Raw genomic sequence first — 20,756 nt, forward strand, 5'->3', positions numbered from 1 at the left:
GGGTGGCCGCCGCTTCCGCGTCGGTACGAGTCTCAGGCGGCGCAGGTGCCGGTGATCAGGAAGCCGATCTGCTCGGTGCTCTCGGTCTTGCCGGAGCCGAGGTCGAGGAACGTTCCGGTGCCGCTCACGGTGAAGGTCTCGCCCTCCCACCCGATGGTGGCCGTGCCCTCGCCCTCCTTCATGGTGCCGATCTTTCCGTCGGCGAGCACCACGCTGGCCTCGATCACCGTCTGCCTGTCCTGGGAGGTGGTCACCGCGGCCTTCGCGCCGCCCTCGTTGCTTCCGCTGACGGTCCACGTGTCGTTGATCTCGGTACACCCCACGGTTGTGATCGCCTCTTCGGTGTCGCCGAGGCGCACGGCAGCGCCGCCCTCGGGGGCCGGGGTGGACACCTCCGTCGGGGGAGCTGCGGCCTGGGGCTGGGAGGTGTTGGCCGCGCCGGTGCCCTGGCCGACCGGGTCCGGGGCTCCGCCGGCGCCGGAGCAGCCGGAGAGGGCGAGGGCCAGCACAGCCGGTCCGACGAGGAGTGTCGCCTTCACGCGGTTCATGGGGGTTACCTTTCCTTCTGCTCCTTCGGGCGCTGCCAAGCTTAGGGCAGCTTGCGGACAAGGCTGGCACGGGTTGCGGGCACACTGCGCAAAGCGGTCACAGAAGTGGTCATAAGTCGGAACCGGTGGGCCGATCCGCGCCCGGGCGCTCTACGATGTGCACCCGTGGTTACGAATCCTCCCTCGGCCGCTCAGGCCCCCCTCCAGGACCCGGCACCAAAGTCCGGCCTGGACCGCTTCTTCGACATCACCAAGCGCCGCTCGACCGTCGGGCGTGAGGTCCGTGGTGGTCTCGTCACGTTCTTCGCGATGGCCTACATCATCGCCCTGAACCCGCTCATTATCGGCACCGCGCCCGACAAGAACTTCAACCTGATCTCCGGCGCGCCCATGTTCCTCGACGAGGCGCACACACAGGTCGACCCGGTCGCCATCGGCGTGTCCATCGGCATGGTCGCCGCGGCGACGGCGCTGATCGCCGGCGTCATGACCATCCTGATGGGCGTCATCGGCCGGTTCCCGCTCGGCATCGCCTCCGGCCTCGGGCTCAACGCGCTCGTCGCCTTCACCCTCGCGCCGCAGATGACCTGGCCGCAGGCCATGGGCCTCGTGGTCTGGGAGGGCATCATCATCGCCATCCTCGTGCTCACCGGCTTCCGCACGGCTGTCTTCAAGGCCGTCCCCAAGCCGCTGCGCACGGCGATCTCGGTCGGCATCGGCCTCTTCATCGCCTTCGTCGGCCTCGTCAACGCCGGCGTCGTGCGACCCGGCGCCGGCACCCCCGTCGAGCTGGGCGTCCAGGGCAAGCTCATGGGCTGGCCGATCCTGGTGTTCTTCATCGGCATCCTCGTCCTGATCACCCTGCACGTGCTCAAGGTCAAGGGCGCGATGCTGATCTCGATCATCACCGCGACCGTCGCCGCCATCATCATCGAGGCGATCACGCACGTCGGCGGGCAGACCCCAGACGGCACCAACCCGCTCGGCTGGGCGCTCAACACGCCAGCTCTCGGCTCCTTCTCCTGGCCGGACCTCAGCCTGATCGGCCGGGTCGACCTGTTCGGCGCCTTCTTCGTCGACGGCAAGTTCGCCGTCGGTCACTTCATCGCGCTCGTCGTCCTCGTCTTCTCGCTGCTGCTGGCCGACTTCTTCGACACCATGGGCACCGTCGTCGCGGTCGGCTCCGAGGGCGACCTGCTCGACGCCGACGGCCTTCCGCCGCGCACCACCGAGATCCTGCTCGTCGACTCGCTCGGCGCCGCTGCAGGCGGCCTCGGGTCCGTCTCGTCGACGACCGCCTACGTGGAGTCCACCGCAGGCGTCGGGGAGGGTGCCCGCACCGGCCTCGCCTCGGTCGTCACCGGCGCCGCGTTCCTGCTCGCCGTCCTGCTCGCACCGCTGGTCAACATGGTGCCGTTCGAGGCGGCAAGCCCGGTGCTGGTCTTCGTCGGCTTCCTGATGATGATCTCCCAGGTCGTCGACGTCGACTGGAACAAGCCGGAGATCGGCATCCCGGCGTTCCTGACGATCATCCTGATGCCGTTCGCCTACTCGATCACCGTCGGCATCGGCGCAGGCTTCCTCGCCTACGTCTTCATCCGCCTGATCAAGGGTGAGGGCAGGAAAATCCACGTGCTGATGTACGTGGTCGCCGCGCTGTTCGTCATCTACTTCCTGCAGGGAGTGATCCTCTCCGCCGTCGGCGGCTGAGCCTGAGCCTCGACGCCCCCGCCCGCAACGCGCGGACGGGGGCGTCACGCATTGACGGGGTTCGTCAAGGGGCTGCTCACCGCCACGGAACGATAGTTGGGGATGGGAGGCTGGCCGCTAGCATGGCGACCATGTTCCACAAGGTTATGGTTGCCAACAGAGGTGAGATCGCGGTCCGCGCGTTCCGTGCGGCGTATGAGCTCGGCCTCGGCACGGTCGCGGTGTTCGCCTACGAGGATCGCAACGCGGACCATCGCGTCAAGGCGCTCGAGTCGTACCTGATCGGCGAGGAGGGCCACCCGGTCCGCGCGTACCTCGACATCGACGAGATCATCCGCGCGGCCAAGGAGGCGGGCGCGGACGCGATCTACCCCGGCTACGGCTTCCTCTCCGAGAACCCCGACCTTGCGGCAGCGTGCGCGGCCAACGGCATCACCTTCATCGGCCCCTCGGCCTCTGTCCTCGAGATGGCGGGCAACAAGGTCGCCGCGATCGAGCAGGCGCGCAAGGCGGGTGTTCCGACGCTCGCCTCCTGCCCCCCGTCGACCGACCCCGAGCAGCTCAAGACCGCAGCGTCCGAGATCGGGTTCCCCGTCTTCATCAAGGCCGTCGCAGGCGGCGGTGGCCGCGGCATGCGCCGCGTCGACGACCCTGAGCGCTTCGAGTCCGAGCTCGGCGCGGCCATGCGCGAGGCTGAGGGTGCGTTCGGCGACCCGACCGTCTTCATCGAGCAGGCCGTCGCGGCGCCCCGCCACATCGAGGTCCAGATCCTCGCGGACAACGAGGGCAACACCGTCCACCTGTTCGAGCGCGACTGCTCCATCCAGCGCCGCCACCAGAAGGTGATCGAGATCGCCCCGGCTCCGCACATCTCTGATGAGCTGCGCGAGGCCCTCACCTCCGACGCCGTGAAGTTCGCGAAGGCGATCAACTACACCTGCGCGGGCACCGTCGAGTTCCTCGTCGAGACCGAGGGCCCACGGGCGGGTCAGCACGTGTTCATCGAGATGAACCCGCGCATCCAGGTGGAGCACACCGTCACCGAGGAGATCACCGACGTCGACCTCGTCCAGGCCCAGATGCGCATCGCCAACGGCGAGACCCTCGCAGACATCGGCATCAGCCAGGACGCCCTCCAGATCCGTGGCGCCGCGCTGCAGTGCCGGATCACCACCGAGGACCCGCTCAACGCCTTCCGGCCCGACACCGGTCTGATCACTGCCTACCGTTCCGCCTCGGGCGCGGGCATCCGCCTCGACGGTGGCACCACGGGAACCGGTGTCGAGATCAGCCCCCACTTCGACTCGCTGCTCGTGAAGCTCACCGCCCGCGGCCGCGACCTCGACATGGCGATCGCCCGCGCCCGTCGCGCGCTCGCCGAGTTCCGCGTCCGCGGCGTGGCGACCAACATCCCGTTCCTGCGCGCCGTCCTCGACGACCCGGACTTCGAGAAGGGCGGGGTGACCACCTCGTTCATCGACGAGCGGCCCTACCTCGTCTCCGCCCGCACCCCCGCCGACCGCGCGACCAAGCTTCTGCGCCACCTGGCAGAGGTCACCGTCAACAAGCCCCACGGGGAGACCCCGACCCAGCTCGACCCGCGCACCAAGCTGCCGAAGGTCGACCTGACGACCCCCGTCCCCGACGGGCCGAAGCAGCTGCTCGACGCGCTCGGCGCCGAGGGCTTCGCCCGCGCGCTGCGCGAGCAGACGGCGGTGGCCGTCACCGACACCACGTACCGCGACGCCCACCAGTCGCTGCTCGCGACCCGGGTGCGCACCCGCGACCTGCTCGCCATCGCGCCCGTCCAGGCGAGGCTGCTTCCCGGGATGTTCTCGGTGGAGTGCTGGGGCGGGGCGACCTACGACGTGGCGCTGCGCTTCCTCGGCGAGGATCCCTGGGAGCGGCTCGCGAAGCTCCGCGAGGCGATGCCCAACCAGAACCTCCAGATGCTGCTGCGCGGCCGCAACACCGTCGGCTACACCCCGTACCCGACGCAGGTGACCGAGGCGTTCGTCGCCGAGGCGGCCGCCACCGGCGTCGACATCTTCCGGATCTTCGACGCCCTCAACGACGTCGACCAGATGCGTCCCGCCATCGACGCCGTCCGCACCACCTCGTCGGTGGCCGAGGTGGCGCTCTGCTACACCTCGAACCTGCTCGATCCGAAGGAGAGCGTCTACACGCTCGACTACTACCTTCGCCTCGCGGAGAGGATCGTCGAGTCGGGAGCGCACATCCTCGCCATCAAGGACATGGCCGGCCTGCTGCGACCGGAGGCGGCACGCCGTCTCGTCGGCGCCCTGCGCGAACGCTTCGAGCTGCCCGTCCACCTGCACACCCACGACACGACCGGCGGTCAGATCGCGACGCTCATGGCGGCGATCGAGGCGGGCGTGGACGCCGTCGACGTCGCCAACTCGGCGATGAGCTCGACCACCTCGCAGCCGCCCATGTCGGCGCTCCTGATGGCGCTCGACCAGACCGAGCGGATGCCCGACCTCGATCCCGAGGCCGTGCTGAACCTCGAGCCCTACTGGGAGGCGGTGCGCAAGCTGTACGCCCCCTTCGAGTCGGGCCTCCCCGCACCGACGGGGCGCGTCTACTCGCACGAGATCCCGGGCGGCCAGCTCTCGAACCTGCGCCAGCAGGCCATCGCGCTCGGCCTCGGAGAGAAGTTCGAGGCCATCGAGGACATGTACGAGGCCGCAGACAAGATCCTTGGCCGCCCGACGAAGGTCACCCCCTCGTCGAAGGTGGTCGGCGATCTCGCCCTCCACCTCGTCGCCGTAGGTGCCGACCCGGCCGAGTTCGAAGCCGACCCGCAGCGCTTCGACATCCCCGACTCGGTGATCGGCTTCCTCAACGGCGAGCTCGGCGAGCCAGCCGGAGGCTGGCCTGAGCCGTTCCGCAGCAGGGCCATGGAGGGTCGTCGCACCCCGGTGCGCGTCACCGAGGTGGCCGCCGAGGACCTCGCCCTCCTGGAGAACGAGGGACGTGAACGCCAGGAGACCCTCAACCGGCTCCTGTTCCCCGGCCCGACCCGCGACTTCGAGCAGCAGCGTGAGGACTTCGGCGACATCTCCGTGCTGCCGACCCTTCCCTACCTGTACGGCATGGAGCGTGGCAAGGAGTACGCCATCACGCTGGAGAAGGGCGTCACCCTGCTCGCGGGCCTTGAGGCGATCTCGGAGCCGGACAAGCGCGGCAAGCGCACCGTCATGACCCTGCTCAACGGGCAGATCCGCCCGGTCCGGGTGCGCGACCTGTCGATCAAGTCCGAGGTCGCCGCGGCGGAAAAGGCCGATGCCGGGAACAAGGGCCACGTCGCCGCACCGTTCTCCGGTGCCGTCACCACGACGATTGAGGAGGGGGCACAGGTCAACGCGGGCGACCCGGTCGCCACGATCGAGGCCATGAAGATGGAGGCCGCGATCAACGCGCCGATCTCCGGAACGGTCAAGCGGGTCGTCCTGACCGGCACCACGCAGCTGGAAGGCGGCGACCTCGTCCTTGTGATCGAGTGAGCCCCCGCTGAACAACGGCGCCTTCCCGGGACCACCGGGGGGGCGCCGCTCAGTTCACGGAGCCGATCACGACGACGTCGAGTCCGTTGGCGACGGACACGCCGAGCACCCCGAGGATCGCTTCGATGAAGTCGCGGGTCTCGGCGGTCATCTCGGTGCTCTGCATGGCGAGCTCCAACGCCTCGGCGGTCTCGGCCACATGGACCGACTTCGCATAGCCCGCCACCTGGTCCGGAAGCGGGCGCAGCGGTGTGCCGAGCTGGCGGTCGGCCAGCCTGCGCAGGGAGTAGTCGCTGTTGAGGCCGCTGCGGGCGAGATCCCACTCGATCCGCTCGAAGAGCGCTGGATCGTAGGGCACCTCCTGGTGGGCGGAGGAGAGCTCTTCGAGCCACACGGTGAACACCTGCCAGCAGGCCTGCGCGCGGTCGGGGGCGATGTAACCGCCGCTCAGCAGCGCGTCGACGTCGCCGCGCAGCGGGCGGTCGGTGCGGACCTCCGTGTCCGGGTCGCGGCGCAGCATCGGTTTGAACCAGGAACGCTTCGAGGGCGTCGGCCCCGAGAAGTGGGCCGCGACGACGCAACGCAGCCGCTCCGCGAGGGCCGGATCGGCCCCGAAGATGTCACGCACGTCATCGATGTCGATGGCGAAGATGACCAGCCGGTTCATGCTCCAACGGTAGCTGGGGCGTAGCATTGGCAGGGTGTTTCCGAGAAGTCGTCGCCTGATCGTCACCGGTGTCCTGGTGGCCCTCATCCTCCTCGCCGTCATCGGCGGGGTCTGGACGGCCGTCGGCGCGTGAGCCACGGTGCCACGCCTGATCGGCCCGTGGGCTGACGCGGATCCACGTCGACCTTGACTATGCTGGGTGAGCGATGAAGACCTTCCTCCGCGGCTGTGCCGCCACAGCCGCCGCCGCGCTCGCCTTGTCCCTCGCGGCGCTGCCTGCTGCCGCGGACGACCTCACGCCGCCCGAGGGATCGACGCCGGTGGTGGGAATGGCCGTCGAGCCGGGCACCTCGCAGCTCTGGCTTGCGGGGCCGGCCGCCGACTCGGGAACCTTCGTCAACGCCGAGACAGGCGACACCTGGTCCTTCGGCGGCGACCCGGATAACGTGCAGGCCCTCGCGTGGAGCGAGGGAAGGCTGTGGGTCGGCGACATCGGCGACCCGGAGGCCGGCCGCGACTTCGTCGTCATCTTCCGTCTCGGCCCGCCAGAGGGTGACCGGTCGACCTACCACGCGTTCGACTTCGAGTACGAGGACGGCGCGCGCGACGCGCGGGCGATGCTGATCTCGGGCCGCGGCAACATCTACATCGTGACCACCGGCGAGGACCCGGGCATCTACCGAGCTCCGTCCGAGCCGTCCCGGCAGTCCATGAACACCCTCACACGCGTGGCAGACGCTCCCGAGGGGGTCAGCGACGGAGTCTTCCTCACCGACGGGGCGACGATGGCGCTGCGCACCGCCACAGGCATCGAGTACGTCGACGCCTTCAGCTGGGAGACGCTGGTCACCGACACGATCACGGGCGCCCCGGAGGGCGAGTCGATCACCGTCGACCAGGACGACCAGGTCTTCGTCGGCGGCAACCCGACCATCCGCACCGAGGAGGTCCCCGCCTCCGACACCACGACGGCCGTGACCCCCGCGCCCACCGCCTCACCGAGCCCGACGGCACCGGCCACCGCCGCGCCGTCGGCCACACCGTCGGCTGAGGCAGAGGCAGAGCACTCGAAGCAGCCGACACGGACCGGCACCTGGTTCGCGCTCGGCATGGCAGCGCTGCTCGCCGTCGCGGCCGGAGCCGTGACGTTCATCGTCAGGAAGTGACCCTGCGGTTCAGAGCCGCTCGATGACGTAGTCGAGGCACTGGGTCAGCGCCTCGACGTCGACCGGATCGACAGCCGCGTAGCAGCCCACGCGCAGCTGGTTGCGCTGCAGCGCCCGGTAGGGGTCGATGTCGACGATCCCGTTCGCCCGCAGCGCCGCGATCACCTGCTTCGCGTCGATGGCCTCGTCGAGGTCGATCGTCGCGACGACCGGGGACCGGTCGGTGGCCTTCGCGACGAACGGAGAAGCGAAGTCGCGCTCCTGCGCCCAGCGGTACAGCGTCGACGTGGAGCGACGGCAGCGCTCGGCCACCGCATCGATCCCGCCCAGTTCGAGCATCCAGCCGAGCTGGTCCTCCAGCAGCAGCAGCGTCGCGAGCGCCGGGGTGTTGAGCGTCTGATGCTGGCGCGAGTTCTTCACCGCGACGGTGAAGTCGAGGCTCTCAGGGATCCAACGGCCCGACGCCTTGATCCGCTCCGCCCGCTCGATCGCGGCCGGGGAGGCGAAGGCCAGCCAGAGCCCTCCGTCTGACGAGAAGTTCTTCTGCGGTGCGAAGTAGTACACGTCGGTCTCCGAGATGGGGGCGTCCATCCCGCCTGCAGCCGACGTCGCGTCGATCAGGACGAGGCCCTCGCCGATCCGGGAGACCGGAGCGGCCGCCCCCGTGGAGGTCTCGTTCTGGGCCCAGGCGTACGCGTCGGCGTCACCGGCGACGGGCAGCGCGACCGAGCCGGGAGCTGCCTCGGACACGAGGGGCGCTTCGAGATGCGGCGCCCTTTCGGCCGCTTTGGCGAACTTGCGCGAGAACTCGCCGAAGACGCCGTGCGCCGATCGTCGCTCGATCAGGGACGAGACCGCGAGGTCCCAGAAGAGCGTCGAGCCGCCGTTGCCGAGCACGACCTCGTAACCGTCGGGGATCCGGTACAGCTCGTTAAGGGACTCCTGGACCACGCGCACCAGGTCCCGCACCGGGGCCTGACGGTGCGACGTGCCCATGATGTCGCTGCGCATGGCCAGGTAGTCGAGCGCCTCGGGGCGCACCTTCGCCGGTCCCGAGCCGAAGCGGCCGTCGGCGGGCAGGATTTCTTCAGGGATCTGGATCTGCACCCGGCCAGCTTAGGACCGGCCGGCGGGTCACCACGTCCGCGCCCGTCATGGTGAAACGCGCACCAAGGTTCGCGCTCGCGGCGCGCCCAGGGAGGGATACGTTTGGCCCATGCCCGACACGTCGCTCCAGTTCGCCCACGCCGTCACTCCCGAAGGGGTCGTCGACGGTGCAGTCATCACGATCGCCGACGGGCGGATCGTGTCGGTCGAGCCGGGGGAGGGCGGCGGATCGCTCTGGGCGGTGCCCGGTTTCGTCGACACCCACTGCCACGGCGCCGTCGGGATCTCCTTCGGCAACCCGGACCGCGAGGAGAACAAGGCGGCGATCGACTACCACCGCACGCAGGGCACGACGACGCTGTTCGCGAGCACCGTGACCGAGCCGGTGGAGAAGTTGGAGGACCAGCTCACCGTCCTGCGCGACCTCGTCTCCGACGGTGAACTCGGCGGCATCCACCTCGAAGGGCCGTACCTCTCCCCGGCGAAGAAGGGCGCCCACGACGCCGCCCTCCTGCGCGACCCGGACGCGGAGTCGGTCGAGAGGCTGATCGCCGCCGGGGGCCCCGCCCTGAAGATGATCACCATGGCCCCCGAACGCGACCACGCGCAGGCCGCCATCGCCCGCTTCGTCGAGGCCGGGGTCGCCGTCGCCTTCGGCCACTCTGACGCCGACGAGGTGGTCACCACCGAGTCCATCGACTGGGGAGCGAGCGTCGCCACCCACCTCTTCAGCGCCATGCGCTCCATCCACCACCGCGAGGCCGGTCCGGTGCCGGTGCTGCTCGTCGACGAGCGGGTGATGGTCGAGCTGATCTGCGACGGCGTGCACCACCAGCCGGTGATCGCGGCCATGGCCATCGACGCCGCCGGTCCGGGGCGGGTGGCGCTGGTCACCGATGCGATGAGCGCGACCGGCAAGGGCGACGGGCGCTACATCCTCGGCGAGCTCGAGGTCGACGTGCTCGACGGCACCGCGCGCCTCGTCACGGCAGACGGTTCACAGGGCGCTATCGCGGGATCGACCCTGACCATGGCGAAGGCGTTCCAGTTCGTTGTCGAGCAGGTCGGCGTCAGCATCCCCGACGCCGCGCTGATGGCCGCGACCACGCCCGCACGCTGGCACGGCCTCGACGAGGTCGGAGAGCTGGCCCCCGGGTGCTGGGCCGACCTGTGTCTCGTCGACGACGACGGCGTGCTGCAGGGCGTGATGCGTCGCGGCGAGTGGATCGTGGAGCCGACCGGTCTCTGAGCAGGCTCAGGCAAGGACGAGGTCAGCGACTCTCGAGCAGGTCCCGCAGCCGGCCGAGATCGGCGGCGACCGCTGCGATGTCGCGCTCGAACTCGTCGTCGCTCAGGTCCCGCTGACGCACAGTGAACAGCACCTCCGCTCCTTCGGGATGGTTCAGGACCTGCAGCGGGTTGTAGACCGACTCGCCTGACGGCAGCCCGACGTCGTGGTCGAGCACCCCGAACGGGTTGCGCGGGGCGAACGTGACCCGGACCCGGCCCATCGGCGAGTCGACGACAACGGCCGAACCATCGGGCGTTGCCTAGCCCTCGGCCAGCCCAGCGGCCCAGGTGGGCAGGTTCGCCGGGTCGGCCGCGTACTCGTAGACCTCGACGGCGGGCCGCGCGATGACGATGCTCACGTGTCTGCTCTGCATCCGCCCAGACTAGTTGCCCGCCGGAGGCCGGTGGCTGTCTCAGCCGAACGGTAGGGCGCTGGCGTTGCGTTCCCGCCTAGGATGGTGGGGGGAGAGGGAGGTCGGCTGTGAGCGATCTGATCGACACGACGGAGATGTACCTGCGCACCGTCTACGAGCTGCTCGAGGAGGGGGTCCAGCCCCTGCGGGCGCGCATCGCCGAGCGGCTGCACCAGTCCGGCCCCACCGTGTCCCAGACCGTCGCCCGCATGGAGCGCGACGGCCTGCTCGTCGTCGAGACCGACCGGACCATCAAGCTCACCCCGACCGGGGCGAAGCTCGCGCGCGACGTGATGCGCAAGCACCGCCTGGCGGAGTGCCTGCTCACCGAGGTGATCGGGCTCGACTGGGACAAGGTGCACGACGAGGCCTGCCGGTGGGAGCACGTGATCTCGGTCGACGTCGAGAAGCGGCTGGTCGAGATCCTCGACAGCCCGACGTTCTCGCCCTACGGCAACCCGATCCCGGGCCTCAAGGAACTCGGCGTGCAGACCGACCACCACCCGTTCCGGCAGGGCGCCGAACCGCTCGCCGATGTCGTGGCCGCCGACGTGCGCCCCTTTATGCTGCGCAGGATGAGCGAGAACATCCAGGCCGACGCCGAGATCCTCAGCGAGCTGGCCGCGGCAGGCCTGCGGCCCGGCGTCCGCTTCGAGGCGGCCCGCAACACCGAGGGGGTGCAGGTCACCATCGGCGAGAGGGTGCTCGACCTCACGCCTTTCGCGGCGGAACTGCTCTTCGTGGAAGCGGTCGCCTGACGTGGACGGCACGCTGAAGTGGTTCGGCGGCCGCACCCCGGGCGCCATGGAGGTGGTCCTCTCACGCTCCTACGGTGGTGGCCGCACCGCCTACGAATGGCTCGCACGGGCGGTGTCGTCTTCGGCAGAGCTCGTGCTCGACCTGGCCTGCGGCGCAGGCGCGATGATCGAGCGGCTCGAGAAGCCGGGGCGCACCGTGATCGGCCTCGACCGCTCCGAGTCCGAGCTCGCCGCCGCCGCGGCCCGTGGTCGCGGACCCCTCGTGCTCGGCCACGCCTCCTACCTGCCGTTCGCCGACAACTCCTTCGACGCGGTGGTCACCTCGCTCGGCATCGGCGTCGTCGCTGACCGGTCACGGTTCCTCTCCGAGGCGGCCCGCGTGCTGCGCCCCGGCGGGATCTTCGCGGCGCTGACTCCGTCGCTGAGGCCCGCGAACCTCGACGACCTGCGGCTGATCTCCCGGCTTGCCAGCTACCTGCGCGTCCCACCCCATCTGCCCGGCACCACCGAGTTCAAGGCGAAGGAGGCGCTCGCGGCGGTCGGGCTCACCAAGGCCGAGGACGCCCGCGCGAAGTACTACTTCGAGGTGACGGACGAGAAGGACGCTGAAGCGCTCCTCGCAGGCCTCCGCGCCCCCGTCGAGGTCGAACGGGCGGGCACCGCCATCGACTTCCTGCGGCAGCGGCTCGTCAACGAACCGGTCAGGATCCCCCTGCCGATGCGGCGCATCATCGCCATCAAGTGAGCCTCTGGTTCACCCTGCGCGCCGCCGACCTCCGCGACGCCGAGGGCGTCGCCCGCCTGTGTGAACGGGCGGACCGGGCGCCCTGGCCTGCCGCCGTGCTCGCGCCTCACCCCGACCGCTGCAGCCTCGTCGCGATCGAGGGCGACGGTGCCCTGATCGGGGTCGCCAAGACGCACCTCCACGTCGACGACGACCCACCCGCACCCGCGGGACACTACCTTGGCGGCATCGTCGTGGACCCGGCGTGGCGGCGCAGGGGCGTCGGCACCGCGCTGACGCTCGCGCGGCTCGACTGGGTCTCGCAGCGCGCAGCGGCGGTGTACTACTTCACCAACGTCCGCAACGCCGCCTCGCTCGCGCTGCACGCCCGGCTCGCTTCGACCAGGTGGCCAGGGCGCACACCATCCGCGGCGTCAGCGCGGACGAGCCCGAAGGTGAACTGGTTCTGCACCGGCTCGCCACAGGCCTTGAAGTGCCCCCTACTGTGGAGGCGTAAGGAATAGCGCGAGCGCGCCGGGCGTTGTACCCGATGACGCACCGAGACCTGACGACGAAAGGGGCCGCACATGGCGACCACCGCACTGACCACCGAGAACTTCGAGAGCACCGTCAACGACAACGACATCGTCCTTGTCGACTTCTGGGCCGACTGGTGCCAGCCATGCAAGCGCTTCTCGCCGATCTACGAGGACGCCTCCGGACGCTATGAGGACGTCGTCTTCGCGAAGGTCGACACCGAGGACGCCCGCGACCTGACCGCCGCCCTCGAAATCCAGTCCATCCCGACCATCATGGCCTTCAAGAAGGGCCAGCTGGTGTTCCGCCAGGCCGGGATCCTGAGCGGCAAGCAGCTCGACTCGCTCGTCGAGCAGGTCAAGGAGCTCGACGTCGACGCCGCCATCGCGGAGGCGAATAGGCAGGCCTGAGCCGGCTCTCCGACGCACGGCCCACCCCGTAACGGGGTGGGCCTTCTTCATGCCCACGGCAGGTGCTCCTGCCCGGCCAAGGGTGGGCGTGAGGCTGGTCGGGAGGGCGTCGGTGTGCAGGCTTGTCCGTCCCACTGGACCGCGGACCGATGCGCCGTTCTACTATGACCTGTAGTAGATCCACTCAGGAGGGGACAGGCAATGGCGCCGGAACGAAAGGACATGACGGTCCAACCGGACCTCATCAACACAGCGGGCCGCGTGGCCCCCGTCCGATCGCGCAAACCCATCTATCTCGACCTGCTCCCGCCGTGCAACGCGGGCTGCCCGGCCGGCGAGAACATCCAGGAGTGGCTGCGCCTGATCAAGGCGGGCCAGGCCGAGGCGGCCTGGCGCCAACTCGTCACCGACAACCCCTTTCCCGCGATCCACGGCCGCGTCTGCTACCACCCGTGCGAGACGGCGTGCAACCGCAGGGATCTCGACTCGGCGGTGTCCATCCACTCGGTCGAGCGGTACCTCGGCGATCTCGCGATCACCAACGGCTGGCAGTTCCCGAAGCCGCGCCGGGTCTCGGGCAGGCGGGTCATGGTCGTCGGCGCGGGCCCGTCCGGGCTTTCAGCCGCCTATCACCTGACCCGGCTCGGCCACCACGTCGAGATCTTCGACGCGGGCGACCTCCCCGGCGGCATGATGCGTTACGGCATCCCCGAGTACAGGCTGCCGCGTGACGTCCTCGACGCCGAGATCGACCGGCTGCGCAACCTGGGCGTCGTGTTCCGGCAGAACACGCCCATCAAGGACCTGCTCTCTATGCAGGCCGAGGGCAACTTCGACGCCGTCTTCGTCGCCGTCGGAGCCCACATCTCCAAGCGGGTCGACATCCCGTCGGCCGACGCATCCCGCGTGGTCGACGCCGTCAGCTTCCTGCGCGACGTCGCCTCCGGGGAGCGCCCGGTGATCGGCAGGAAGGTCGCGGTCTACGGTGGCGGCAACACCGCAATGGACGCCGCCCGCGTGGCCCGGCGCCTCGGCGCCGAGGAGTCCGTGGTCGTCTACCGGCGCACCGAGGCCCAGATGCCAGCCCACGAGGACGAGCGCGAGGGTGCCCAGACCGAGGGCGTCAAGATGAACTGGCTGCGCACCATCACCTCGATGGACGAGGCCGACCTGACCGTCGAGATCATGGAACTCGATGAGGACGGCAAGGCGGTCGGGACAGGTCGCTACGAGAAGCTCGCCGCCGACACCGTGATCCTCGCGCTCGGCCAGCGGGCAGACACCGACTTCCTGCACGCCATCCCCGGCATGAGCTTCCACGACGATGTCGTCGACGTCGATCCGCACTCCCTGATGACGGCGGTGCCCGGCATCTTCGCGGGCGGCGACGCCGTCCCCTCCGACCGCACGGTCACCATCGGGGTGGGGCACGGCAAGAAGGCGGCGAAGCGGATCGACGCCTGGCTCAACACCGAGGATTGGGTCGAGCCAACCAAGCACCCCGTCGTCGGCATCGACCAGATGAACGTGTGGTACTTCGGCGACCACGCCCGCAGGCAGCAGCTCGAGGCGGCCATCGATGAGCGGATGGAGGGCTTCGGTGAGGTGCTCGCCGGCCTGACCGCCGCGGAGGCCGAGTTCGAGGCGCGCCGCTGCCTCAGCTGCGGCAACTGCTTCGAGTGTGACGGGTGCTTCGGCGCCTGTCCCGAGGACGCGGTGATCAAGCTCGGAAAGGGCAACCGGTACCGCTTCGACTATGAGCGGTGCACCGGATGCGCCACATGCTACGAGCAGTGCCCCGTGCACGCCATCGAGATGATCCAGGAGAACAGCCGATGAAGGCCATCATCGACGGCAACGAGGCCGCGGCCGATGTCGCATACCGGGTGAGCGAGCTGTGCTCGATCTACCCGATCACCCCGAGCTCGACCATGGCAGAACTGGCAGACGAATGGTCGGCCCATCGCAGGGCCAACGTCTGGGGTCAGGTCCCCACCGTCATCGAGATGCAGTCCGAGGCAGGAGCGGCGGGGGCCATGCATGGCGCGCTGCAGGGCGGCGCCCTGTCGACGACCTTCACCGCGTCCCAGGGACTGCTCCTGATGATCCCGAACATGTACCGGATCGCGGGCGAGCTCACCTCGACGGTGTTCCACGTCGCCGCGCGCTCGCTCGCCACGCAGGGGCTCTCCATCTTCGGCGACCACCAGGACGTGATGGCGGTGCGCCAGACCGGTGTGTGCCTGCTCAGCTCGGCCTCCGTCCAGGAGGCGCACGACATGGCAGCCATCGCCCACCGGGCGACCCTGCTCAGCCGGCTGCCGTTCGTGCATTTCTTCGACGGCTTCCGCACCTCTCACGAGCTCAACACCATGACCAAGCTCAGCGACGACCAGCTGCGCGAGTTCATCCCGCGCGAGTTGGTGCTGGAGCACCGGGCCCGCGCCCTCAGCCCCGCGAACCCGTTCATCCGGGGAACGGCCCAGAACCCCGACACCTACTTCCAGTCCCGCGAGACGTCCAACCCGTTCTACGCGCGGGTGCCGGGGATCGTCGCCGAGACGATGGAACGCTTCGCCGAGCTGAGCGGCAGGCGATACCGGCTGGTCGAGTACCACGGGGCGCCCGACGCGGAACGGGTCGTGGTCGTGATGGGCTCCGGCGTCGAGGCGATCACGCCCGTCATCGACCGGCTCAACGCCGACGGTGGCAGGGTAGGGGTGTTGCAGATCCGGCTCTACCGTCCGTTCCCCGCCGAGACCTTCCTCGAGGCGCTTCCCGCGAGCGTGCGCCGGATCGCCGTGCTCGACCGCACCAAGGAGCCGGGCGCCTCGGGCGAGCCCCTGTTCCTCGACGTGACGAGCGTGCTGTCCGAGGCCGTCGCCTCCGGCCGACGCGAGGCGCTCCCGATCACCATCGGCGGACGCTACGGACTGTCGTCGAAGGAGTTCACGCCCGCGATGGTGGCCGCGGTCTTCGACGAGCTTGCCCTCGAGGCTCCCCGGCCGAGGTTCACCGTCGGCATCCACGACGACGTCACCCACCTCTCGCTCGACTACGACCCCACCCTCGACCTCGAGGACCCGGAGACGCTGCGCGCCGTGTTCTACGGCCTCGGCTCGGACGGGACCGTCGGCGCGAACAAGAACACGATCAAGATCCTCGGCTCCGAGGACGAGACGTTCGCCCAGGGCTACTTCGTCTATGACTCGAAGAAGTCGGGCTCGCGCACCGTCTCGCACCTGCGCTTCGGGCCGAACCCGATCCGGGCGCCGTACCTCGTCAGCAAGGCGGGCTTCGTCGGCTGCCACCACTGGTCGATCCTTGAGCGCGTCGACGTGCTCGAGTTCGCCCGCCCCGGCACGACACTGCTGATCAACTCGCCACACGGGGCCGACACCTGGCGCCACCTGCCGAATCAGATGCAGGCGAAGATCCTCGAGCTCGGGATCAAAGTCCACGTGATCGACGCGGGGAAGGTCGCCCGGGCGGCCGGCCTCGGGTCGCGCGCCAACACGATCCTGCAGACCTGCTTCTTCGCGATCTCCGGAGTCATGGAGCGCGAGGCGGCCATCGCGAAGATCAAGCAGGCGATCAGCAAGACCTACGCCCGCAAGTCCGAGGAGGTGGTCCGCAAGAACCACCTCGCCGTCGACTCGGCGCTCGCGGAACTGCACCGCCTTGAACCGGCGGACGAGCTGTCGAGCCACGGCTTCATCCCACCCGTGCCCAGCGACGCACCTGACTTCGTGCGCACCGTCACCGCCACGATGCTCGAGGGTCGCGGCGACGACCTGCCCGTGTCCGCGCTGCCCGCCGACGGCACCTACCCGTCGGGAACCACGAGGTTCGAGAAGCGCAACATCTCGGAGATCGTCGCGGAATGGGACGCGGACAACTGCATCCAGTGCGGTAACTGCGCCTTCGTCTGCCCGCACGCCGTGCTGCGCGCCAAGTCGTACCCGGACGCCCAGCTCGACGGCGCGCCCGACGGCTTCCTCAGCGCCCCACTGAACGCTGCCGGCCTACCCTCGACCAGGTACACCCTGCAGGTCTACGTCGAGGACTGCACCGGCTGTGGGCTCTGCGTCGAGGCCTGCCCGGTCAAGCCGATCGACCAGCCCTCCCGGCGCGCCATCAACCTCGAGCCGAAGCTCGAGCGTGAGGTCGATCGACGCGCAGTCGAGTTCTTCGAGTCGATCCCCGAGAACGACCGCTCGAGGGTCGACTTCGGCACCGTCCGGGGAACCCAGTTCCTCGAGCCGCTGTTCGAGTTCTCCGGCGCCTGCTCCGGCTGCGGGGAGACGCCCTACCTGAAGTTGCTCAGCCAGCTCTTCGGCGACCGGGCGACCATCGCCAACGCCACCGGCTGCTCCTCGATCTACGGCGGCAACCTGCCGACCACGCCGTGGGCAAAGAACGCCATGGGCCGGGGACCTGCCTGGTCGAACTCGCTGTTCGAGGACAACGCCGAGTTCGGCCTGGGCATGCGGCTGGCCGCAGACCTGCACGCCGACCTCGCCCGGGCACGCCTGGCCGAGGTGCGCGACCTGGTCGACGACGACGAACTGGTCGACGCGATCCTCGGCTCCGAGCAGCTGCAGGGTTCGGAGCTCGCGGCCCAGCTCGAGCGGATAGACCGGCTCAAGGCCAGGCTCGGCGAGCTCGACGGCCCCCTGATCGCGGACCTGCGCAGCGTCGCCGACACCCTCGTGCGGCGCTCGGTGTGGATCGTCGGAGGCGACGGTTGGGCCTACGACATCGGCAGCTCCGGCGTCGACCACGTGCTCGCCTCGGGCCGCGACGTCAACGTCCTCGTGCTCGACACCGAGGTGTACTCCAACACGGGCGGCCAGGCCTCCAAGTCGACGCCGTTGGGTGCGGTGGCGAAGTTCGCCTCCGGAGGCAAGCAGAGCAACAAGAAGGACCTGGCCATGCAGGCCATGGCCTACGGCTCGGTCTACGTGGCCCGCGTGGCGATGGGCGCCGACCCCCAGCAGACACTCAAGGCGTTCCGTGAGGCGGAGGCCTACGACGGCCCGAGCCTGATCATCGCCTACAGCCACTGCATCGCGCACGGCTACGACATCCGCAAGGGCCTCGACCAGCAGTACAAGGCCGTCAACTCCGGCCACTGGCCGCTGATGCGCTACAACCCGGTGATCCGTGACGCGGGAGGAAACCCCTTCCTGCTCGACTCGCCGCGGCCGCGCATGTCGTTGGAGAAGTACCGCTCGGCGGAGCTGCGCTACAAGGTGCTCAAGGCCGCCGACCCGGATGAGGCGGCCCGCCTGATCGATCTCGCCCAGGCGCAGGTCGACCGGCGGTGGGAAGAGTACGAAGAGCTCGCGTTGCGCGGCGCCGACCGGTTCGCAGCCGACCCCAGGAGGGACTGATCATGGATCTGAGCACCACCTACATGGGGCTGCAGCTGCGCAACCCCGTCGTCGCCTCGGCCGGCCCGCTGTCGCAGTCGGTCGAAGGCGTCCGGGCACTGGCGGACGGGGGAGTCGGGGCCGTCGTCATGTACTCCCTCTTCGAGGAGCAGCTGCGCAGGGAGGCCGAGCAGACCGCGATCCTTGAGGACCTGTACGACGATGCCAATGCCGAGGCGATGAGCTACTTCCCGACGGTGCCGCAGTCGAACCGCGACGCCAGCTCGGCGTATCTGCGGCTCGTCGAGGAGGGGGCGCGAGCCATCGACGTCCCCCTGATCGCCTCGCTGAACGGGGCGAGCGTCGGCAACTGGACGCAGACCGCGCGCAGGCTCCAGGACGCCGGAGCCGCCGGCGTGGAGCTGAACATCTACTTCGTCCCCGGTGACATCACGATGTCGGGGGCCGACGTCGAGGAGCGGCACCTGGAGATCCTCAGCGCCGTCACGTCGGCGGTCGAGATCCCCGTCGCGGTGAAGCTCAGCCCGTACTTCTCGTCGGTGGGCAACATGGCGCTCCGGCTGGACGCCGCCGGCGCCGACGCGCTGGTCCTGTTCAACCGGTTCCTCCAGCCAGACATCGACATCGAGCGCGTCTCGGTCGAGTCGGGGGTCTCGCTCTCGACCCCGATCGAGGGCAGGCTTCCGCGGACCTGGATCGCGGTGCTGCACGACCGGCTCTCGGCGTCACTGGCGGCCACGACCGGCGTCGACACGGCAGACGACGTCGTGCGCTACATCCTGGCCGGTGCCGACGTCGTGATGACCACCTCGTCGCTCGTGCGACGCGGACCCGCCTACGCACAGGTTCTCGTCGAGGGGCTCGACCGCTGGCTGAACTCGCACGAGATCCCCCTGGACAAGGCCCGCGGGCTGCTCGCGGTTCCCCGGGACGCTCCGGCCGACGCCTACGAGCGGGAGGGCTACGTCTCGGCACTCGAGAAGGCCAAGTCGACCTACGGGTCGCTGCGCTGAGCGTCGCCCTGCGATCCCAGGGACTGTTAGCGTCTCCCGCATGTCGGGAGCGCACGGTCACCTGGGTGTCGTCAGCGTCTCCACGGCCACCCCTGCCTCCCACCGTCGCGGACCTGCCCGCGCCGGACGGTGCAGGAGGCGCCCTCCACCCTGTTCGACTCGTACGGCATCGTCTCGCAGGTCGGCGGGATCTTCGCGGCCCCTGACCTGGCGATCGGCTACGCCGTGTACGCGATGGCCGGTTACCACCTCAGCGAAGGTGACCGCGACACCGCCCTCGACCTGGTCTTCGAGACCCAGGACCTGTTCGGGAGGTAGGCCGACGACATCGATCCCGTGCTGCTCGGCCTGTTCGCCGACTCCTTCGCCATCTTCGCCGAGTCGGTGTTCTCCTCGCCTGCGTACCCGCTGGAGCGGATCCACGGGCTGCTGGACGCGCACGAGCGCTTCGTGAGGGACAACGGGTTCACCCTCCAGCCCGTGGTCAACTCCCGTGCCCTGCTCGCCGCCCGGGTGGGGGACCTGGCCAGCCTGGAGTCGCTCCTCGCCGACTCCCTCGAGCTGCTCCCGCCCGAAGGCGCCCGCGTCGGCCTCCCCGAGCTGCGTGCGGTGTTGGCGGTCGGCAGGTCGGACGAAACCACGGCGAAGGCACTGCTCGAAGCGCTGCCCGAGTCGGTGACCCACGCCGGCGATGACATCGGCCGCAACGTGGACATCTTCCGCGCGCCCCTGCTGCGGCGCGAGGGCCGCGGCGCGGACGCTGCGGCGATTGCCGAGCGGGTCTTCGAGGAGGTGGAGCGCGACCCCGAGGAGGTCGCCTACTACACCCCGCTCGCCTACTTCGTCTCCGCGATGGACGCATCCGATCAGTTCGATGCGCTGCTCGAACCCCTCGAGGAGGCGGTGCGCGATGGAATGCCGATCACCTGGGAGAGCCTCGCCGCCATCGCGGGGGTCCTCCTGCGGCGCGACCCCTCGGGCCGGCACGGCAAGGCGCTGCTCGCGGAGGCCACGGCGCACGCCGAGGCGTTGGACCGACGCAACGGCAACACCGCCGCGAGTGATCAGATGCGCGAACTCTGGCTGTAGCCCTCAGGCGTCCACGTCGACCATGACGAGCTGCATGTGGCAGGCCGAGGTGGCGCGCAGCGCGTGTGACGCGCCCGGCGCCATGTAGATCACATCGCCTGCGGTGAGGCTGTGGGTGTTGCCGTCGAGGTCGAAGTCCATGCTGCCGTCGAGCAGCGTGACGGTCACGGCGCGGGGACTGGTGTGCTCGGTCAGCAACTGTCCCTCGTCGAAGGCGAAGTCGACGACCCGCAGCAGCGGGTTGTTCACCAGCACCCGCGAGGTCGTCGCCTCGCGGGTGACGGGCAGGTCGGCGAGGACGCCGGTGTGGACGACGGACTGGTCACGCTCGGTTGCGGGCATCTCGGGCCTCCCGGATCGATGACGGATGCCAGCCCAATTTAACCCAATTGCATAGAGAA

At 69.5% G+C, this 20,756-nt stretch carries 18 protein-coding genes; 13 read left to right on the top strand and 5 right to left on the bottom strand.

What is annotated here, in order from left to right; all coding sequences use genetic code 11:
• Positions 1-32: 32 nt before the first annotated feature.
• Entirely contained in the window at positions 33-548 is a 516-nt protein-coding gene (locus tag BW733_RS11205) for a lipoprotein LpqH (protein WP_077350541.1), read from the bottom strand.
• 228 nt (positions 549-776) lie between these two features.
• Here BW733_RS11205 and BW733_RS11210 point away from each other — a divergent pair, with 228 nt between their 5' ends.
• Both BW733_RS11210 and BW733_RS11215 read left to right on the top strand, forming a co-directional pair.
• The gene (locus BW733_RS11210) at positions 777-2,258 is read left to right on the top strand and encodes an NCS2 family permease (protein WP_237268401.1); all 1,482 of its coding nucleotides are present in this window, start codon (positions 777-779) and stop codon (positions 2,256-2,258) included.
• Positions 2,259-2,389: 131 nt separating this feature from the next.
• The gene (locus BW733_RS11215; RefSeq protein ID WP_077352918.1) at positions 2,390-5,785 is read left to right on the top strand and encodes a pyruvate carboxylase; all 3,396 of its coding nucleotides are present in this window, start codon (positions 2,390-2,392) and stop codon (positions 5,783-5,785) included.
• A 49-nt stretch (positions 5,786-5,834) separates the two neighbouring features.
• Here BW733_RS11215 and BW733_RS11220 read toward each other — a convergent pair whose 3' ends face one another.
• The gene (locus BW733_RS11220; RefSeq protein WP_077350543.1) at positions 5,835-6,452 is read right to left on the bottom strand and encodes a DUF7691 family protein; all 618 of its coding nucleotides are present in this window, start codon (positions 6,450-6,452) and stop codon (positions 5,835-5,837) included.
• Between the two features lie 206 nt (positions 6,453-6,658).
• Here BW733_RS11220 and BW733_RS11225 point away from each other — a divergent pair, with 206 nt between their 5' ends.
• The gene (locus BW733_RS11225) at positions 6,659-7,618 is read left to right on the top strand and encodes a hypothetical protein (protein ID WP_077350545.1); all 960 of its coding nucleotides are present in this window, start codon (positions 6,659-6,661) and stop codon (positions 7,616-7,618) included.
• A 9-nt stretch (positions 7,619-7,627) separates the two neighbouring features.
• On the opposite strand, the gene serC is transcribed toward BW733_RS11225, so the two are convergent.
• The gene (gene serC, locus BW733_RS11230) at positions 7,628-8,725 is read right to left on the bottom strand and encodes a phosphoserine transaminase (protein WP_077350547.1); all 1,098 of its coding nucleotides are present in this window, start codon (positions 8,723-8,725) and stop codon (positions 7,628-7,630) included.
• 109 nt (positions 8,726-8,834) lie between these two features.
• On the opposite strand from serC, the gene BW733_RS11235 reads away from it, so the two are divergent.
• Positions 8,835-9,974 (top strand): N-acetylglucosamine-6-phosphate deacetylase, encoded by a 1,140-nt coding sequence (locus tag BW733_RS11235; RefSeq protein ID WP_077350549.1) that lies wholly within the window; start codon positions 8,835-8,837, stop codon positions 9,972-9,974.
• 22 nt (positions 9,975-9,996) lie between these two features.
• Here BW733_RS11235 and BW733_RS19015 read toward each other — a convergent pair whose 3' ends face one another.
• Complete coding sequence (locus tag BW733_RS19015; protein ID WP_202970184.1) at positions 9,997-10,236, bottom strand: hypothetical protein; 240 nt, start codon at positions 10,234-10,236, stop codon at positions 9,997-9,999.
• A gap of 260 nt (positions 10,237-10,496) precedes the next feature.
• Between BW733_RS19015 and BW733_RS11245 the strand changes: the two genes are divergently transcribed.
• The 9 genes from BW733_RS11245 (at position 10,497) to BW733_RS11285 (ending at position 20,355) form a co-directional block, all read left to right on the top strand.
• Positions 10,497-11,186 carry an iron-dependent transcriptional repressor DtxR gene (locus tag BW733_RS11245; protein WP_077350551.1) on the top strand — a complete coding sequence of 230 codons (690 nt, stop codon included), beginning with the start codon at positions 10,497-10,499 and terminating at the stop codon, positions 11,184-11,186.
• Position 11,187: 1 nt separating this feature from the next.
• Entirely contained in the window at positions 11,188-11,931 is a 744-nt protein-coding gene (locus BW733_RS11250; RefSeq protein WP_077350553.1) for a class I SAM-dependent methyltransferase, read from the top strand.
• The gene (locus tag BW733_RS11255; RefSeq protein ID WP_077350555.1) at positions 11,928-12,434 is read left to right on the top strand and encodes a GNAT family N-acetyltransferase; all 507 of its coding nucleotides are present in this window, start codon (positions 11,928-11,930) and stop codon (positions 12,432-12,434) included. The genes BW733_RS11250 and BW733_RS11255 overlap by 4 nt, the downstream gene beginning before the upstream one ends.
• Before the next feature lie 63 nt (positions 12,435-12,497).
• On the top strand, positions 12,498-12,857 hold the full coding sequence (trxA, locus tag BW733_RS11260) for a thioredoxin (protein ID WP_077350557.1): 360 nt from the start codon (positions 12,498-12,500) through the stop codon (positions 12,855-12,857).
• Between the two features lie 201 nt (positions 12,858-13,058).
• Positions 13,059-14,696 carry an NAD(P)-binding protein gene (locus BW733_RS11265; RefSeq protein ID WP_077350559.1) on the top strand — a complete coding sequence of 546 codons (1,638 nt, stop codon included), beginning with the start codon at positions 13,059-13,061 and terminating at the stop codon, positions 14,694-14,696.
• Positions 14,693-18,253: a pyruvate:ferredoxin (flavodoxin) oxidoreductase gene (gene nifJ / locus BW733_RS11270; RefSeq protein WP_152024679.1), complete on the top strand. Its 3,561-nt coding sequence runs from the start codon at positions 14,693-14,695 to the stop codon at positions 18,251-18,253. The genes BW733_RS11265 and nifJ overlap by 4 nt, the downstream gene beginning before the upstream one ends.
• On the top strand, positions 18,253-19,266 hold the full coding sequence (locus BW733_RS11275) for a dihydroorotate dehydrogenase-like protein (protein ID WP_077352922.1): 1,014 nt from the start codon (positions 18,253-18,255) through the stop codon (positions 19,264-19,266). Before nifJ ends, BW733_RS11275 begins: the two co-directional genes overlap by 1 nt.
• Positions 19,267-19,395: 129 nt before the next feature.
• On the top strand, positions 19,396-19,584 hold the full coding sequence (locus tag BW733_RS11280) for a hypothetical protein (protein ID WP_077350561.1): 189 nt from the start codon (positions 19,396-19,398) through the stop codon (positions 19,582-19,584).
• Positions 19,585-19,602: 18 nt separating this feature from the next.
• Positions 19,603-20,355 carry a hypothetical protein gene (locus BW733_RS11285; RefSeq protein WP_077350563.1) on the top strand — a complete coding sequence of 251 codons (753 nt, stop codon included), beginning with the start codon at positions 19,603-19,605 and terminating at the stop codon, positions 20,353-20,355.
• A gap of 3 nt (positions 20,356-20,358) precedes the next feature.
• On the opposite strand, the gene BW733_RS11290 is transcribed toward BW733_RS11285, so the two are convergent.
• Positions 20,359-20,697, bottom strand: coding sequence for a cupin domain-containing protein (locus tag BW733_RS11290; RefSeq protein ID WP_077350565.1), 339 nt, complete (start codon positions 20,695-20,697; stop codon positions 20,359-20,361).
• Positions 20,698-20,756: the final 59 nt, after the last annotated feature.

The sequence above is a fragment of the Tessaracoccus flavescens genome (assembly GCF_001998865.1).
Taxonomy (GTDB): Bacteria; Actinomycetota; Actinomycetes; order Propionibacteriales; family Propionibacteriaceae; genus Arachnia; species Arachnia flavescens.